General features: G+C 51.3%; 11 protein-coding genes. 6 read left to right on the top strand and 5 right to left on the bottom strand.

The genetic code is table 11. The features are described 5' to 3' along the window. Positions 1–14: 14 nt before the first annotated feature. Entirely contained in the window at positions 15–1,337 is a 1,323-nt protein-coding gene (xylA, locus tag EC843_RS09510; RefSeq protein WP_064542392.1) for a xylose isomerase, read from the bottom strand. Between the two features lie 503 nt (positions 1,338–1,840). Here xylA and xylF point away from each other — a divergent pair. The 4 genes from xylF to xylR all read left to right on the top strand — a co-directional run bounded on the left by xylF (position 1,841) and on the right by xylR (position 6,867). After that, positions 1,841–2,833, top strand: a complete 993-nt coding sequence (xylF, locus tag EC843_RS09505; protein ID WP_064542556.1) for a D-xylose ABC transporter substrate-binding protein — start codon at positions 1,841–1,843, stop codon at positions 2,831–2,833. A 58-nt stretch (positions 2,834–2,891) separates the two neighbouring features. After that, positions 2,892–4,433, top strand: coding sequence for a xylose ABC transporter ATP-binding protein (locus EC843_RS09500; protein WP_064542395.1), 1,542 nt, complete (start codon positions 2,892–2,894; stop codon positions 4,431–4,433). Further along, entirely contained in the window at positions 4,411–5,592 is a 1,182-nt protein-coding gene (gene xylH, locus EC843_RS09495) for a xylose ABC transporter permease XylH (protein WP_064542398.1), read from the top strand. Before EC843_RS09500 ends, xylH begins: the two co-directional genes overlap by 23 nt. A gap of 96 nt (positions 5,593–5,688) precedes the next feature. After that, positions 5,689–6,867, top strand: a complete 1,179-nt coding sequence (xylR, locus tag EC843_RS09490; protein ID WP_064542401.1) for a D-xylose utilization transcriptional activator XylR — start codon at positions 5,689–5,691, stop codon at positions 6,865–6,867. Between the two features lie 81 nt (positions 6,868–6,948). On the opposite strand, the gene EC843_RS09485 is transcribed toward xylR, so the two are convergent. Next, a complete protein-coding gene (locus EC843_RS09485) occupies positions 6,949–7,782 on the bottom strand; it encodes a protein bax (protein WP_064542404.1) in 834 nt (277 codons plus the stop codon). Between the two features lie 314 nt (positions 7,783–8,096). On the opposite strand from EC843_RS09485, the gene EC843_RS09480 reads away from it, so the two are divergent. Together EC843_RS09480 and avtA are read left to right on the top strand one after the other, a co-directional pair. Continuing rightward, a complete protein-coding gene (locus EC843_RS09480) occupies positions 8,097–10,115 on the top strand; it encodes an alpha-amylase (RefSeq protein WP_133522152.1) in 2,019 nt (672 codons plus the stop codon). Between the two features lie 215 nt (positions 10,116–10,330). Beyond that, positions 10,331–11,584 carry a valine--pyruvate transaminase gene (avtA, locus tag EC843_RS09475; RefSeq protein WP_064542409.1) on the top strand — a complete coding sequence of 418 codons (1,254 nt, stop codon included), beginning with the start codon at positions 10,331–10,333 and terminating at the stop codon, positions 11,582–11,584. A 92-nt stretch (positions 11,585–11,676) separates the two neighbouring features. Here the strand turns inward: avtA and EC843_RS09470 are convergent, their stop codons facing one another. The 3 genes from EC843_RS09470 to fdhF all read right to left on the bottom strand — a co-directional run bounded on the left by EC843_RS09470 (position 11,677) and on the right by fdhF (position 17,198). Next, positions 11,677–12,699 (bottom strand): HoxN/HupN/NixA family nickel/cobalt transporter, encoded by a 1,023-nt coding sequence (locus EC843_RS09470; protein WP_133522293.1) that lies wholly within the window; start codon positions 12,697–12,699, stop codon positions 11,677–11,679. 4 nt (positions 12,700–12,703) lie between these two features. After that, on the bottom strand, positions 12,704–14,923 hold the full coding sequence (hypF, locus tag EC843_RS09465; protein ID WP_133522294.1) for a carbamoyltransferase HypF: 2,220 nt from the start codon (positions 14,921–14,923) through the stop codon (positions 12,704–12,706). Between the two features lie 124 nt (positions 14,924–15,047). Next, on the bottom strand, positions 15,048–17,198 hold the full coding sequence (gene fdhF, locus EC843_RS09460; protein ID WP_064542412.1) for a formate dehydrogenase subunit alpha: 2,151 nt from the start codon (positions 17,196–17,198) through the stop codon (positions 15,048–15,050). Between the last annotated feature and the right edge of the window lie 33 nt (positions 17,199–17,231).

Here is a 17,231-nt window from a genome sequence, read left to right as displayed (position 1 = left end):
ACTACGGTTTAAACTTATCTGTCGAACAGGTAATGATTGACCAGGTTTTCCAGTAATTCCTGATGCCCACTTTGATGCTGTGGATTCAGGTCATGCTGTTCAGCGTACTGTGCAATTTGTGAAAGCGACATTTGCCCTTTCAGAATTTGCTGACCAAGTTCACCATTCCAACCGGCATAACGTTTCGCAACGCGTTTATCCAGTTCGCCATCTTCAATCATGCGTGCGGCAATTTTCAGTGACAGCGCCATCACATCCATCGCACCAATGTGACCATAGAACAAGTCGTACTTGTCGGTACTCTGACGGCGCACTTTGGCGTCAAAGTTCAGGCCGCCAGTGGTGAAACCACCTGCTTTGAGAATTTCGTACATCACCAGTGAGTTTTCTTCCACGCTGTTCGGGAACTGGTCGGTATCCCAACCCAGTTGCGGGTCGCCACGGTTGGCATCGACGGAACCGAAGATACCCAACGCAATGGCGCTGGCAATTTCGTGATGGAATGAGTGACCGGCAAGTGTCGCGTGGTTCGCTTCAATGTTTACTTTGATCTCTTTTTCCAGACCGAACTGCTTCAGGAAACCGTAGACCGTCGCAACATCGTAATCGTATTGGTGCTTGGTTGGCTCCTGCGGTTTCGGTTCGATAAGCAACGTGCCGCGGAAACCAATTTTATGTTTGTGCTCAACCACCATCTGCAAGAAGCGGCCAATTTGCTCACGTTCCTGGCGCAAATCGGTATTGAGCAGGGATTCGTAACCTTCACGGCCACCCCAAAGCACATAGTTTTCGCCGCCCAACTGGTGAGTGGCATTCATTGCGGTGACGACTTGCGTTGCCGCCCAGGAGAATACTTCTGGATCTGGGCTGGTCGCAGCACCTGCGCCATAACGAGGATTGGTAAAGCAGTTGGCTGTACCCCACAGCAATTTCACGCCGCTTTCTTGCTGCTTTTTCGCCAGCACTTCGGTCATTTTCGCGAAGTTATTCAGGTACTCTTTCAGCGATGCGCCTTCTGGCGAAACGTCCACATCATGGAAGCAGTAATACGGGACATTCAGCTTGTGGAAGAACTCGAACGCCACATCAGCTTTTAATTTTGCCAGGCCTAATGCGTCGCCAGCTTGCTGCCACGGACGTTCAAACGAACCGGCACCAAACATGTCGGCACCATTCCAGCAGAAGTTATGCCAGTAACAAGCGGCAAAGCGCAGGTGTTCTTCCATACGTTTACCCAGCACGATTTCATCTGGATTGTAGTGACGAAATGCCAGTGGGTTAGCGGTTTTAGGGCCTTCAAAACGTACACGTTCAAGTTGGTCGAAATAGGCTTGCATAATTGACTCCGTAATCAGGGGGAATATACCCGTCGTCCTTCAAGATGCAGGGGTGTTGGCTGCTCTCACTCACCCGAATCACTTACCTGAGTAAGCTCATCGGGATTCATTCGATTGCCGCCTTCCTGCAACTCGAATTATTTTGGGTATAGCAAGTAAGCGATTCTGTAACCATCCTGTATTTTCCCTGGAGTTTGCTCAATTACGTTATTTCACACTGTGATTAAGAGAATGCTCAAATGTGCGCTGCCTCGCAAAAAATGTTGAAAATAATGAATGAAGTATCTTTATGGTTATTCCAATAAATAAAGCAACGAATGCATTTGTTAAATTAAAAGCAGATCGCCATCATAAATTAGAAATTAAACCAAAAAACGTAATGGGAAGATGAAAATCTGTAATTGCTGGATTTGTATTCACAGTCAACAATTCGAACCGGTCAACAGATGTTAATAATTTTTAATCCGATTTATCCCACCCTACACAGGTATAAAAAAATGCGAATGAAGATTAAGAACCTCTTACTAACGTTGTGTGCCTCGCTTGTTCTAACCAGTGCCTGCAGTATCGCCAAAGAAGTTAAAATCGGCATGGCAATTGATGATTTACGCCTGGAACGCTGGCAGAAAGACCGCGATATTTTTGTTAAGAAAGCCGAATCTTTGGGGGCGAAAGTCTTTGTACAGTCCGCTAATGGCAACGAAGAAACGCAAATGTCGCAAATAGAAAACATGATCAACCGTGGCGTGGATGTGCTGGTCATTATTCCTTATAACGGCCAGGTATTGAGCAACGTGATTGCCGAAGCCAAAAGAGAGGGCATAAAAGTATTAGCTTATGATCGCATGATTAATAATGCCGACATTGATTATTATATTTCATTTGATAATGAAAAAGTCGGTGAGCTTCAGGCACAAAGCATTGTTAATAAAGTACCTTCTGGTAATTATTTCCTGATGGGTGGTTCGCCAGTTGATAATAATGCGAAGTTATTCCGTCAAGGGCAGATGAAAGTATTAAAACCATATATTGATAGCGGGAAAATAAAAGTCGTCGGCGATCAATGGGCTGATGGTTGGTTGCCTGAAAACGCATTGAAAATCATGGAAAATGCGCTAACGGCTAATAACAATAAAATTGATGCGGTTGTGGCATCAAATGATGCGACAGCTGGTGGGGCAATCCAGGCGTTAAGTGCGCAAGGGTTGGCGGGCAAAGTGGCCATTTCTGGGCAAGACGCCGATTTAGCCGGTGTAAAACGTATTATCGCCGGTACGCAGACCATGACGGTTTATAAGCCAATCACCCAACTCGCAAATACAGCAGCGGAAATTGCCGTTGAACTGGGCGAGGGCAAACAACCGGCATCGGATGCCAAGCTGAATAATGGCGTTAAAGATGTCCCTTCACGCCTTCTTACTCCAATCGAAGTCGACAAAGCTAATATCGACAGCACCATTGTGGCTGACGGTTTCCACAAAAAGAGCGAGCTATAACCTGCTGCGCCCGTGTTTTCCCACGGGCGCTATCCTGTAACCAGGTAAAGGAGGGGCTATGCCTTGTTTACTGGAAATGAAAAATATCACCAAGACCTTCGGCGTCGTGAAGGCGGTTGATAGTGTCAGCCTGTCAGTAGATTCCGGAGAGGTGATGTCACTTTGTGGTGAAAATGGCTCCGGCAAATCCACGCTGATGAAAGTACTTTGCGGTATTTACCCTTACGGCAGCTACGAGGGTGAAATCTGGTTTGCCGGGGAAAAACTGCAGGCGAGCCATATCCGCGACACCGAACGCAAAGGTATTGCCATCATTCACCAGGAATTGGCGCTGGTTAAGCATTTGACGGTGCTGGAAAATATTTTCCTTGGGGCAGAAATTTCACGGCATGGTGTGCTGGACTACGACAGCATGACCCTTCGTTGCCAAAAGTTGCTCGCGCAGGTGAGCTTAAATATCTCTCCGGATACCCGCGTAGGGTCGCTTGGGCTGGGGCAGCAACAACTGGTCGAAATTGCCAAAGCGCTGAATAAACAGGTGCGATTGCTGATTCTCGACGAGCCAACGGCCTCGTTAACAGAGCAAGAAACGGCGGTGCTGCTGGGAATTATTCGTGACCTGCAAGCGCACGGCATCGCCTGTGTATATATCTCCCACAAGCTCAATGAAGTTAAAGCGATTTCCGATACCATTTGCGTTATCCGCGACGGAAAACCGATTGGTACACGCGATGCAGCACTCATGCAGGAAGAAGACATCATTACCATGATGGTTGGGCGTGAGTTAACCGCGCTCTACCCAAATGAGCCGCATCAGACCGGTGATGAAATTCTTCGCGTCGAGCATCTTACTGCCTGGCATCCCGTCAACCGGCATATCAAACGCGTCAACGATATTTCATTTTCACTGCACAAAGGCGAAATCCTTGGAATAGCGGGGCTGGTTGGCGCAGGGCGAACCGAAGCGGTTCAGTGCCTGTTCGGCGTTTGGCCCGGGAAATCTGAAGGTCGTATTTTCATTGATAACGAACCTGTCGCTATCAGCAATTGCCAGCAAGCTATTGCCCACGGTATTGCCATGGTGCCTGAAGATCGAAAAAGAGATGGCATCGTGCCGATTATGGCGGTAGGGCAAAACATCACCCTTGCCGCCTTGAATCAGTTTTCTGGGGCTCTCACTCACCTTGATGACGCCGCAGAGCTTAACTGCATCCTGCAATCAATTGAGCGGTTAAAAGTGAAAACTTCGTCGCCTGATTTGGCTATTGGCCGCCTGAGTGGTGGTAATCAGCAAAAAGCAATTCTGGCGCGCTGTCTGCTGCTCAATCCTCGCATCCTGATTCTGGATGAACCCACGCGCGGCATTGATATCGGTGCGAAATATGAAATCTACAAACTGATCAACCAACTGGTGCAGCAAGGCATTGCGGTGATTGTTATTTCATCTGAATTGCCGGAAGTGCTCGGTCTGAGTGACAGAGTGCTGGTGATGCACGAGGGGCGAATCAAAGCCGACCTGATTAATAACAATTTGACCCAGGAACAGGTTATGGAAGCTGCACTGAGGAGCGAAAAGCATGTCGAAAAGCAATCCGTCTGAACTGAAACTCACGGCACCAGCAGCTTCACCTTTTGCGGGGTTGCGGGCGCTAAATCTACAGGTTTTTGTCATGATTGCCGCGATTGTGGTGATCATGTTGTTCTTTACCTGGACCACTGAAGGCGCCTATCTCAGCGCCAGAAACGTTTCCAACTTACTGCGCCAGACAGCCATTACCGGAATCCTGGCGGTCGGCATGGTATTCGTCATTATCTCTGCGGAAATTGACCTTTCTGTCGGCTCGATGATGGGCTTGCTGGGTGGTGTGGCGGCGATTTTTGATGTCTGGTTAGGCTGGCCGTTACCACTGACTATTGTCGTGACACTGGCGCTTGGTCTGGTGTTGGGGGCGTGGAACGGTTGGTGGGTAGCTTATCGCAAAGTCCCTTCGTTCATCGTCACGCTCGCCGGCATGTTGGCATTTCGTGGCGTTTTGATTGGCATTACCAACGGCACCACTGTTTCTCCAACCAGCGTCGATATGTCGCAAATCGGGCAAAGTTATCTGCCGGACGGCATTGGCTTTGGTATCGGTACTTTAGGGCTGGTCGCTTTTGTTGCCTGGCAATGGCGGATGCGTATTCGCCGTCAGGCTTTGGGGCTGGCAACACCAGCATCGACAGGCGTTGTCGGGCGGCAGGCTATCACCGCGGTCATCGTACTTGGCGCAATCTGGCTGCTCAATGATTACCGCGGTGTGCCAACGCCGGTATTGATCCTCACGCTCTTACTGCTGGCTGGCATGTTTATGGCGACCCGCACTGCATTTGGGCGGCGCATTTATGCGATTGGCGGCAATATCGAAGCGGCACGACTTTCTGGTATTAATGTTGAGCGCACCAAGTTGGCCGTTTTCGCTATCAACGGGTTAATGGTAGCAATTGCCGGGTTGATTCTAAGCTCACGTCTGGGGGCTGGTTCACCGTCTGCCGGGAACATTGCTGAGCTTGATGCCATCGCCGCATGTGTGATTGGTGGCACCAGTCTCGCGGGAGGCGTGGGCAGCGTTGCCGGAGCGGTGATGGGCGCCTTTATCATGGCTTCTCTGGATAACGGAATGAGCATGATGGATGTGCCCACGTTCTGGCAGTACATCGTCAAAGGGGCGATTTTGCTGCTGGCGGTATGGATGGATTCGGCGACCAAGCGCCGCGCATAAGAGTGTGCAAAGGATCACAATGCCGGGGCCAGGTTCCCCGGCATTGTTACAGTTATGGTATTGCACATACGGTTTTGTCATCAGGAATGAAAAAGTATGTTTGAGAAACGTCATCGCATTACGTTGTTATTCAATGCCAATAAAGCCTACGACCGCCAGGTGGTGGAAGGGGTTGGCGAATATTTGCAGGCGTCTCAATCTGAGTGGGACATTTTTATTGAAGAGGATTTCCGCGCTCGTATCGATAACATCAAAGAGTGGTTGGGCGATGGGGTGATTGCCGATTTCGATGATGCGCAAATCCAGCGTTTGCTCGACGGTGCTGACGTTCCAATTGTGGGGGTCGGTGGGTCATATCATTTACCCGAACATTATCCACCAGTGCATTACATCGCCACTGATAACCACGCATTAGTAGAAAGTGCATTTCTGCATCTTAAGGAGAAGGGCGTTCAGCGTTTTGCATTCTATGGTCTGCCGAACTCCAGCGGTAAACGCTGGGCAATGGAGCGCGAATATGCCTTTAACCAACTGGTGGCGAAAGAAAAATACCGCGGTGTGGTTTATCAGGGAATAGAAACGGCGCCGGAAAACTGGCAACACGCGCAAAATCGTTTGGCTGATTGGGTGCAAACGCTGCCTCCACAGACTGGGATTATCGCGGTGACAGATGCTCGTGCGCGGCATCTGCTGCAAGTCTGTGAACATCTGCATATTCCAGTGCCAGAAAAGCTGTGTGTGATTGGCATTGATAACGAAGAGCTGACGCGTTACTTATCACGCGTAGCACTTTCATCGGTCGCACAAGGGACAAGGCAAATGGGGTATCAGGCGGCCAAATTACTGCATCGCTTGATGGACAACGAACCGCTCGCCTTACAAAGAGTTCTGGTGCCACCGGTACGCGTGGTCGAACGGCGCTCAACGGATTACCGTTCTTTGCACGACCCTGCCGTGATTCAGGCCATGCACTACATCCGTAATCACGCCTGCAAAGGGATAAAAGTGGAACAGGTGTTGGATGCGGTGGGGATCTCGCGTTCAAACCTGGAGAAGCGTTTCAAAGAGGAAGTTGGCGAGACGATTCATGCAATGATTCACGCCGAAAAACTGGAAAAAGCGCGCAGCTTGTTGGTCTCTACATCCTTGTCGATCAACGAAATATCGCAGATGTGTGGTTATCCCTCACTGCAGTATTTCTATTCAGTGTTTAAGAAAGAATATGACGCGACGCCGAAGGAACACCGCGAAAGGTATAGCGAAATATTAGTCTGATGAATGCTTTAGGGCAAAAAAAACGCCTTCAATATGAAGGCGTGAATTTATTACTTATTATTAACAATCTATTTTAATTATTTAGTTCGGTGCCATAAAACGCTGATTGGTTTGGTACATCGCAAATAGATAGTTGTTATAGCTACTACCCTTCGTGGAATACCCTTTCAGCTTATGAATCATATTGCTGGCTGTAACTTCTTGATCCGCTTTGCGCAATTGTGCGCGTGATTTACGGAAAGACTTATAGGCCGGATGCGTATTCAGATTTGTTACGTAAGAGTTAACGCCTTCTTTAACTGAATCGTAATGCAAATAGCCTTTTACTTTGCCTGGTTCGCTGTTGCAATGGCGCTTGCTGCACTTCATGCCAAACAAGTTGTTATTGCTACGCGCGAGTTTAGACGTACCCCAGCCACTCTCGGCTGCGGCCATCGTTGCTACCATATTGGTAGGAATGATGTCGACTTTTTCCATCAGTGTGTTCCACGGCACGCGCTTAGTATTACCGTTCCACGCAATTTTATAGCGCTTAGTAATATCTTTCAGACGCGTACGCTCTGATGGTGACCAACGCTGCTCATACTGTTTAGAAACCAACCAGTTACGGTCAGCAGTGATGGCGGCATTTTGGCTCTTAATATATGGCATGACCGTCCGGAGAAACGCTTTTTTTCTAGGTGTTCCGGAAGGGTATTTTCGCAAATCAGGGAGCGATGCAATTTCACTATTGCGAGAATACTCTTTCTTACTACTTGCCAATTTCTTACTTTGTGTATTCGTGCTTTTTGTCTGAACTAAAGGGGCTTTATGCGATTTTGGCTCATGTTTACTTGCTAATACCCCAGCTGAAAAACTGAAGGTCAGTAACATAAGTATCGCAGCCCCAAATCGTCGGATTGGGGTTGATATCATTAGATCTCCTGGTCGGATCGTTACGTTGCCAGTGCCTTAATTGTCGAAGGTTTCGAAAAAAGGAAAGGCAGATACTAACAAAAATAGACCTCTTGAGCACCAAAAGAAATAATCCGATTCTTAAATGATGTCACGTACGAACTTCTTATGACGGCAAAAAGTGTCATATTTTGCGATGGTTATCCCATATTTTATTGAATTGATACCGCCATCACTCACCCTATTATCTCCTCCCCAGCTATCCATTTTGGGGATGAACTCTGCGACTAAAAATAGTGCCACACTGGATAAAAGATAATCGCGGGCTTAACCCTATGAAAAAATTACCTCTGTTGTTTCTTTTGTTTCCAGGCCTTGCGCAATCCGCGTGGACAGCCCCTGGAATCCCTGCGTTCAAAGAGCAAACTGCAGGCGTCTTTGTCAGTGAGGCAAAGCTGTCAAAAGGCACACTCCCGCTGAGCCTGAAACTCAACCAGACCTGCTGGCAGCCCGCAGAATCCATTAAACTGAATCAGGCACTTTCGTTAAAACCTTGCGAGGGCGAGGCACCCGTCTGGCGGCTATTCCGGGACGGCGAATACCAGATTCAAATTGACACCCGCAGCGGTACTCCCACGCTTAGCCTGGGTATTAATAGCGAAGCGCAAGCTGTGCCAGTTGATGTGACTCGCCAGTGCCCTAAATGGGACGGCCAACCGCTCACTGTTGATGTCAGCAAAACTTTTGCTGAGGGCAGCGAAGTGCGTGATTTCTACAGCGGTGCGACGGCAACGGTCAAACAAGGCCAGATTACCCTGATGCCTGCCGCAAACAGCAATGGCCTGTTGCTGCTGGAATCCGCGAGCACCAAACAGGCGGCACCGTTTAGCTGGCACAATGCCACTGTTTACTTTGTGCTGACCGACCGTTTTGAAAATGGTAATCCAAAAAACGACAACAGCTATGGCCGCCACAAAGATGGAATGCAAGAAATCGGCACGTTCCACGGCGGTGACCTCGCGGGGTTAACTCAAAAGCTCGATTACCTGGAGAAACTGGGCGTGAACGCGTTGTGGATTAGCTCGCCGCTGGAACAAATCCACGGCTGGGTGGGCGGCGGTACCAAAGGGGATTTCCCGCACTACGCCTACCACGGCTACTACACAATGGACTGGACCAAACTCGATGGCAATATGGGCACCGAGGATGAATTACGCACGTTAGTGGATGAAGCCCATAAGCGCGGGATGCGTATCCTGTTCGACATTGTGATGAACCACACCGGCTACGCAACGCTTGCCGATATGCAGGAGTATCAGTTTGGCGCGCTCTACCTTCAGGGGGATGAGCTGACGAAAACCCTCGGTCAACACTGGACGAACTGGAAGCCAGGTCCGGGACAAAGCTGGCACTCATTTAATGATTACATCAATTTTGGCGATAAAGCAGCCTGGCAAAACTGGTGGGGTAAAAACTGGATCCGTACCGATATTGGCGATTACGACAGCCCAGGTTTTGATGACTTAACTATGTCGCTGGCGTTCCTGCCGGATTTGAAAACGGAATCCACGCAAGCGGCGGGTTTGCCGATTTTTTACCGTCATAAACCTGATACTCACGCTAAAGAAATCGCTGGCGATACGGTGCGAGATTATCTGACTCATTGGCTGAGCCAGTGGGTGCGTGATTACGGCATTGATGGTTTCCGGGTCGATACCGCGAAACATATCGAAAAAGCAGCCTGGCAGCAACTTAAAGAACAGTCGGTTAGCGCACTGGCTGAATGGAAAAAAGCCAACCCAGAGAAGAAGCTGGATGACGCACCATTCTGGATGTCCGGTGAATCCTGGGGGCATGGTGTGATGAAAAGCGATTACTACAACAGCGGCTTTGACGCGATGATCAACTTTGATTACCAGGAACAAGCGGCAAAAGCGGTGGATTGTTTATCGAATATCGATCTCACCTGGCAGCAAATGGCGACTAAGTTGCAGGATTTTAATGTTCTTAGCTACCTTTCGTCGCACGATACCCGCCTGTTCCGCGAGGGTGGCCAGCGTGCTGCAGAGTTACTGCTTTTAGCTCCGGGGGCAGTACAGATTTTCTATGGTGATGAAACAGAACGCCCGTTTGGCCCAACAGGTTCTGACCCGCTGCAAGGTACGCGTTCAGATATGAACTGGGGACAAAACGTTGCCACGCTTTCCCACTGGCAAAAAATCAGCCAGTTCCGCGCCCGTCATCCGGCCATTGGCGCGGGCAAGCAGAATACGGTGAGTATGAGGCAAGGGTACGGTTTTACGCGTGAATCCGGCGATGACAAAGTGCTGGTGGTTTGGGCGGGCAACCAGTAAATGATGGCGGATGACGCTGCGCTTATCCGCCCTACAAATTCCCCGTAGGCCGGATAAGCGCAGCGTCATCCGGCGGAAAAATATCAGCACTTAATGCTTTTAATATGAATTAAAGCAGCATATTGACCACGAGACGCTAATCTTAATGCGTTTGCACCGCGTCTTTTACGGCGTTATGGTTAGCCTCTTTTGATGGTCAAAGACAGATCTACGTTATGACGTTTTCACTTTTCGGCGACAAATTTACCCGCCATGCAGGCATTACCCGCCTGATGGAGGATCTGAACGATGGTCTGCGCACGCCTGGAGCGATCATGCTCGGCGGTGGTAATCCTGCGCAAATTCCTGCAATGAATGACTACTTCCAGGATCTGCTGGCAGACATGCTGGCAAACGGGAAAATGACCGACGCTCTCTGTAATTACGATGGTCCGCAGGGGAAAAGTGAGTTACTTGACGCGCTTGCGGATATGCTGCGCAAAGAATTAGGTTGGGATATTACTCCGCAGAATATTGCACTGACAAATGGTAGTCAGAGCGCGTTTTTCTACTTGTTTAACTTGTTTGCTGGCCGTTATGCCGATGGCAGTACCAAAAAGGTGTTGTTCCCACTGGCACCGGAATACATCGGTTATGCTGATTCCGGCCTTGAAGAAGACCTGTTTGTTTCGACGCGTCCTAATATTGAACTGTTGCCCGAAGGCCAGTTTAAATATCACGTAGATTTTGAACATCTGCATATCGGCCCTGATACCGGGATGATTTGCGTCTCACGCCCGACCAACCCAACGGGCAACGTGATTACCGATGAAGAGCTGATCAAACTCGATGCGCTGGCCAATCAACACGGTATTCCGCTGGTTATTGATAACGCGTATGGCGTTCCATTCCCGGGGATTATTTTTAGTGAAGCCCGCCCGCTGTGGAACCCAAACATCATCTTGTGCATGAGCCTGTCCAAACTGGGCTTGCCGGGTAGCCGTTGTGGCATCATCATCGCCAATGACAAAATCATCTCAGCTATCAGTAACATGAATGGGATTATCAGTCTGGCGCCGGGTGGTGTTGGCCCGGCAATGGCGTGTGAGATGATCAAGCGTAACGATTTGCTGCGCTTGTCCGAAACCGTTATCAAGCCGTTCTATTATCAGCGCGTTCAGGACACGATCGCGATTATTCGTCGCTATTTGTCACCAGAACGCTGCTTAATTCACAAGCCAGAAGGGGCGATCTTCCTGTGGTTGTGGTTTAAAGACCTGCCGATCTCCACGGAATTGCTTTATCAGCGCCTGAAAAAACGCGGTGTGTTGATGGTGCCGGGGGATTATTTCTTCCCAGGGCTCGATAAACCGTGGCCGCACACGCATCAGTGCATGCGCATGAACTACGTGCCGGAGCCTGAGAAAATCGAAGCCGGTGTGAAGATTCTTGCCGAAGAGATTGAGCGCGCGTGGGCTGAAGCGAAGTAATTTGTGAAATGGCGGATGGCGCTAGCGCTTATCCGCCCTACAACGATTACCGTAGGTCATACAGCAGCGTCATCCGACAATCCATAACCGAATTAACGCACCACCAAAGAATCGTACCCCTTCCAGCGGTAGTTCAGCATCGACACAATCCAGCAGCCAATAAACAGCCCAACCACGATAAAGCCCGCATTGCCGAGGTTTTCATTCAACGCATCAACCCATTTCCATACACCACTGTGCAGGTCGAATTTATCCGCCAACAACCCTAATGCTTCCATACCGCCGATAAACAGCGCCACCACAACCGAGGTGCCGGTAATCGTCATATTGTAATAAAGCTTGCGCTGCGGTTTGTTAAACGCCCAGCCGTAAGCGCCAACCATAATCATATTGTCGAGCGTATCAATCAGCGCCATCGCGCTGGCAAACAGCGCCGGAAACACCAGAATCGACCATATCGACATCCCGCTAGACGCGCTGGCGGCAGAAATGCCCAGCACGCCAATTTCTGTTGCCGTATCAAACCCTAAACCAAACAAAAAACCGACCAAATACATATGCCAGCTTTTATTGATCAGCTTGAATGTGGTGCGGAACAGCCAGCTCATCATGCCGCCACCAGTGAAATCAGTCGCCTCGGCAGACAACGGTTCACCACGCTTGAGCTGGTGAAAATTGCGCCATACGCCACGTAAGATCACCAGATTCACCAGCGCCATTGCCAGCAAGAAGCACGCCGACACGGCGGTGCCAATCACGCCGCCGACATCATGGAACCAGTCCATATCATTCTTAAATGCCGCAGCGGTTGCGGCAATCGCGATTGAAGCCAGCACCACAATGCTGGAATGACCGAGCGAGAACCAGGCACCAATACCAAACGGGCGTTTCCCTTGCTGCATCATCTTGCGCGTCACGTTATCAATTGCTGCGATGTGGTCGGCGTCGACCGCATGGCGCAGGCCGTAGCACCAGGCCAGTAAACTTGCGGCCATCAATGCCGTGCTGTGGTGAAACGAAACCAGCGCCCAGGCCCAGGCGGCAAGGTTTGCGGCAACTAAAACAGCCAGCAAAACAGCGGCGCGCGGGTTGTCACGAAGAATACGCAAGAACATCATTTTATCCTTGTGAAGGAAGGTGGAAGCGGGCGGCGGCAACCAGCGCCTGGCCCAATGCAAGGGCACCGTCACCGGCTGGCAACTGTGTCGGGAAGAGCAGATTGAAATCCGCGAGGTGATACGAAAATCTTTCACGCATCAGCTGGTTATGCAGCACGCCACCGCTGAATACGATAGTTTTAATCGCCAGCTTGTCTGCGTGGCTGCGGGCTAAATCAGCCAACCCTTTTGCCAGCGCATCATGAAAAGCCCAGGCGCGAGCGGGTGCACAGTCGTGCCAGTTCAGCCATTGCTGCCAGAACACCGCCATATCGAGTTGGCCTTTGATAAGCGGCAGGGTAACAGGATGCAGACACGCACCACTTTGTGACGCCAGCGCTTCAAAGCGACAGGCGGCTTCCCCTTCGTAGCTTTGCTGTAGCGGAGCGCAGTTCAGCGCCGCCGCAGCTGCATCAAACAGGCGGCCCGTGGAGGAGGCTCGTGGGCTGTTAATCCCACGCGCAATCGCCGTTGCCAGCAGCGGCCAGTTTTGTTCGCGCACCACGGCGGTTTCAGGGCATTGTTGCCAGTCCGGCACAAAAGCCAGGCATTGGGCGAACAGGTTGCGCCACGGCTGGCGAGCGGCGAGATCGCCACCCGGCAGCGCTACTGCGGGCAAGCCACCGAGATGTTCGCAATCGCGATAGTTCACCCGCAGGCACTCGCCGCCCCACAACTGGTCGTTCTCGCCGTAGCCAATGCCATCAAGGGTTAGCGCGATCGCATCACCGCCGTCCAGCGGCCAACTGTGTTCAGCCATACATGCCACTGCATGAGCATGGTGATGCAAAACTTTGCTCACAGGCATGCCCATTTCCTGGCCGATGCGGGCGCTGTGGTAGCCTGGGTGGGCGTCTATAACGATCTGTTCTGGCGTAAAATCATAGGCTTCGCACATCAGTGTGCGTGCTTTTTGCCACTGCTCTTCAACGCCTTCTTCTGCGAGATCGCCAAGATGCTGGCTGAGCACCGCCTGGTTGCCACGCAGCAAGCAGAAGGTATTTTTCAGGTCGGAACCTAACGCCAGAATCGGCGGCAGGCCTGAAAAACCTGGCGGCAACGGCAGAGCATCTGGCACAAACCCTCTGGCGCGGCGCAGCATCTCACCGTTTGCCCGCACCACGGAATCATCCATTCGCTGCACGATGTCGCGGTTGTGCAACAACCAGCCGTCGGCAATATCGGCCAGTTCTTCAAGCGCTTGCTGATTGGTGATTGCTGGCGGTTTGCCATTTAAATTGCCGGATGTCATTACCAGCGGGCCGCCAAAACCCTGAAGCAAAAGGTGTTGTAGCGGGTTGGCGGGTAGCATCACGCCGACTTCGCGAAGGCCAGGGGCGATAAACGCACTTAGCCCAGGCAGCGCAGACTTTGCCATTAACACAATCGGTGCCGCAGGCGTTGTCAGTTGGGCGAGTACATTTTCTGGTAAGCCGTCTGAATCTGGCTGCATCACCGCCAGCGGTTTGGACGGGCGCTGTTTACGCTCGCGCAGCCGTGAAACCGCTGCATCGTTACGCGCATCAACCGCCAGATGAAAGCCGCCCAGCCCTTTTATCGCCACGATTTTCCCGGCTTTTAACGCTGCAATGGCTGCCTGCAAAGCGCCTTCGCGCTCAAGGTGTTGCTCATCACATTGCCAGCTGATTTGCGGCCCACATTCCGGGCAAGCGACAGGCTGCGCATGAAAGCGCCTGTCCATTGGTTCGCGGTACTCTTTTTCACACGCTGGGCAAAGTGGAAAAGCCGCCATCACCGTGTTTGGCCGGTCATACGGCATGGCATTAATAATGGTGAAGCGCGGGCCGCAGTGGGTGCAATTGATAAACGGATAGCGATAACGGCGATTGTTTGGATCGTTGAGTTCGCGCAGGCAATCCGGGCAGGTGGCGGCGTCGGGGACGATTTGTGTCTCCATCGCGCTGCTGTGACTGTGGCGAATGGTGAAATCCTGGGGTAGCGTTTCCCACTGCATTGGCGATTGTTCAAGGCTATCGATACGCGCCAGTGGCGGGCAATGGGCGTGAAGCCTGGTGATAAACGCATCGGCGGTGGATGTCAGGCGCACTAACACACCCGCGCCGTCATTGCAGACATCGCCGGTGAGGCTGAATTGTTGCGCCAGTTGCCAGACGAATGGCCGGAAGCCAACGCCCTGCACTTTGCCGCGAATACGTAGCATCACGCCGTTAAAATTCACAATTGTTCCTTAAAACTTTCGTCCTCACCCCAACCCTCTCCCACAGGAGAGGGGGAATACTCCTTCTCCCTCAGGGAGAAGGTTGGGATGAGGGTTGTTTTTACACTTAAACTTCTACAGCCTGACGCAAACGCGCTTTCATATCGCTATAGGTCGTCTGAGCGTAGTTTTCTGCCCATTGCTGGTCGGCAATCTGGCTAACGTTGACCGCGCAATACTTGGTTTCCGGTGTTTTGGAAATCGGGTCCAGGTTGTCCTGCGTTAGCTCATTACACGCACCAATCCACCATTGGTAGGTCATGTAAACGGAGCCTACGTTAATGCGCTCGTTCACTTCTGCACGGCTGATAACTTTGCCGCGACGTGAACTGACCCACACCAGTTGCTTGTCTTTAATGCCGAGCAGGTTGGCGTCTGTCGGGTTCATTTGCACAAATCCAGGTTCATCGGCCAGGGTTTGCAGCGCCGCACAGTTACCGGTCATCGAGCGGCAAGAGTAGTGGCCAACTTCACGCACGGTACACAGCACCAGCGGATATTCGGCATCTGGCACTTCGGCAGGTGCACGCCACTGCGCGGCAAAAAGCTGGCCTTTACCATTTGGTGTATCAAACTTGCTGTCTTTGTAGAGATACGGCGTGCCAGGGTGGTCAAGCGTCGGGCACGGCCACTGAACATGGCCCATTTCACCCATTTTTTCCCAGGTCACACCAAAGAACAGCGGGCAGAGTTCGCGCAGTTCGTCCCAGATTTGCTGGTTGTTGTCGTAGTGCATCGGGTAGCCCATCTCGGTTGCGAGCAGGCTGATAATTTCCCAGTCACGTTTGACGTTGTATTTCGCATCAATGGCTTTTTCAAAACGCTGGAAGCCGCGGTCCGCACAGGTGAATACGCCACCGTGTTCGCCCCAGGAAGTCGCTGGCAAAATCACATCCGCCACTTCGGCGGTTTTGGTCATAAAGATGTCCTGCACTACCACAAAATCGAGCGCTTCAAACCCTTTGCGCACCAGGCCAAGATCGGCTTCGGTCTGCAACGGGTCTTCGCCCATGATGTAATAGGCTTTCATTTCACCTTCGATGGCCATATGCGGCACTTCGGTGATACGCACGCCGACTTTGTCGTCCATATCATCAACGTTGATGCCCCATGCTTTGGCAAATTTGGCACGAACGTCCGGGTCAACCACATCCTGATAGCCAGGGAACTGGTTCGGCAGCACGCCCATATCACACGCACCCTGCACGTTGTTTTGCCCACGTACCGGGCCAACGCCAACGTTTTCACGCCCCAGGTTACCGGTCAGCAGTGCCAGGCTTGATAAGCCTTTTACCACGTCGACTGCCTGACCAAACTGCGTCACGCCCATGCCCCACATGATGGTGGCTGAAGGAGCTGCGGCGAACGTCCGCATCGCCTGACGAACCTGATGCGCCGGTACGCCAGTCAAATGCTCAACGTCTTCTGGCGCGTAGCCTTTTACCACTTCACGGTAAGCATCCAGACCGTCAGTAAATTTCGCCACGTACTCTTTATCGTAGAGGTTCTCTTCGAGCAGCACGTAGCCAAAGGCATTCACCAGCGCCATATTACAGCCGTTTTTCAGCTGCAAATGTTGGTCTGCAATACGCGCGGTTTCGATGCGGCGCGGGTCACAAACAATAATTTTCGCGCCATTTTCTTTCGCTTTAATCACCCGACGCGCCACGATCGGGTGCGAATCGGCGCAGTTATAACCAAATACCAACAGGCATTTTGAATGTTCGATGTCGCCGATGGAGTTACTCATCGCGCCATTTCCCAGCGTCACCTGCAAACCCGCCACCGACGGCCCGTGGCAAACACGCGCACAGCAATCGACGTTGTTGGTATGCAGCACACCGCGGGCAAACTTCTGCATCACATAGTTAGTTTCGTTACCCGTTCCGCGTGACGAACCGGTCGTCATAATGGAACGCGGGCCATATTGATCTTTAATCGCTTTCAGGCGTTTCGCGGTATAGCTAATGGCTTCATCCCAGCTAACAGGCTGGAGCTTGCCGCCTTTTTCATAACGAATCATCGGCTGCGTCAGACGCGGTGTGAGCAGTTTTGTGTCGTTGAGAAAATCCCAGCCGTAATAGCCTTTCAGGCAGAGTTCATTTTGGTTCGTCACGCCATCAGCCGCTTCGGCACGGATAATTTTATTCTTCTCAACAACCAGTTTGAGTTTGCAGCCTGCGCCACAGTAAGGGCAGACGCTGGTAATTTTTTTCATCAGTAACAGACCTGTTAAAAGTGAAGTTAAAGG

Origin of the sequence: Buttiauxella sp. JUb87, assembly GCF_004361975.1 — a bacterium.
Taxonomy (GTDB): domain Bacteria; phylum Pseudomonadota; class Gammaproteobacteria; order Enterobacterales; family Enterobacteriaceae; genus Buttiauxella; species Buttiauxella ferragutiae.
The sequence above is the reverse complement of the archived record's forward strand: the minus strand, read 5'-3'. Positions and strand labels throughout refer to the sequence as shown.

Excerpts from the sequence above, each read along its gene's own strand:
- xylH (WP_064542398.1), top strand. The coding sequence starts at position 4,411 with ATGTCGAAAAGCAATCCGTCTGAACTGAAACTCACGGCACCAGCAGCT.
- EC843_RS09500 (WP_064542395.1), top strand. The coding sequence starts at position 2,892 with ATGCCTTGTTTACTGGAAATGAAAAATATCACCAAGACCTTCGGCGTC.
- EC843_RS09485 (WP_064542404.1), bottom strand. The coding sequence starts at position 7,782 with ATGATATCAACCCCAATCCGACGATTTGGGGCTGCGATACTTATGTTA.
- EC843_RS09470 (WP_133522293.1), bottom strand. The coding sequence starts at position 12,699 with ATGTTCTTGCGTATTCTTCGTGACAACCCGCGCGCCGCTGTTTTGCTG.
- fdhF (WP_064542412.1), bottom strand. The coding sequence starts at position 17,198 with ATGAAAAAAATTACCAGCGTCTGCCCTTACTGTGGCGCAGGCTGCAAA.
- avtA (WP_064542409.1), top strand. The coding sequence starts at position 10,331 with ATGACGTTTTCACTTTTCGGCGACAAATTTACCCGCCATGCAGGCATT.
- hypF (WP_133522294.1), bottom strand. The coding sequence starts at position 14,923 with ATGCTACGTATTCGCGGCAAAGTGCAGGGCGTTGGCTTCCGGCCATTC.
- xylA (WP_064542392.1), bottom strand. The coding sequence starts at position 1,337 with ATGCAAGCCTATTTCGACCAACTTGAACGTGTACGTTTTGAAGGCCCT.
- EC843_RS09480 (WP_133522152.1), top strand. The coding sequence starts at position 8,097 with ATGAAAAAATTACCTCTGTTGTTTCTTTTGTTTCCAGGCCTTGCGCAA.
- xylR (WP_064542401.1), top strand. The coding sequence starts at position 5,689 with ATGTTTGAGAAACGTCATCGCATTACGTTGTTATTCAATGCCAATAAA.
- xylF (WP_064542556.1), top strand. The coding sequence starts at position 1,841 with ATGAAGATTAAGAACCTCTTACTAACGTTGTGTGCCTCGCTTGTTCTA.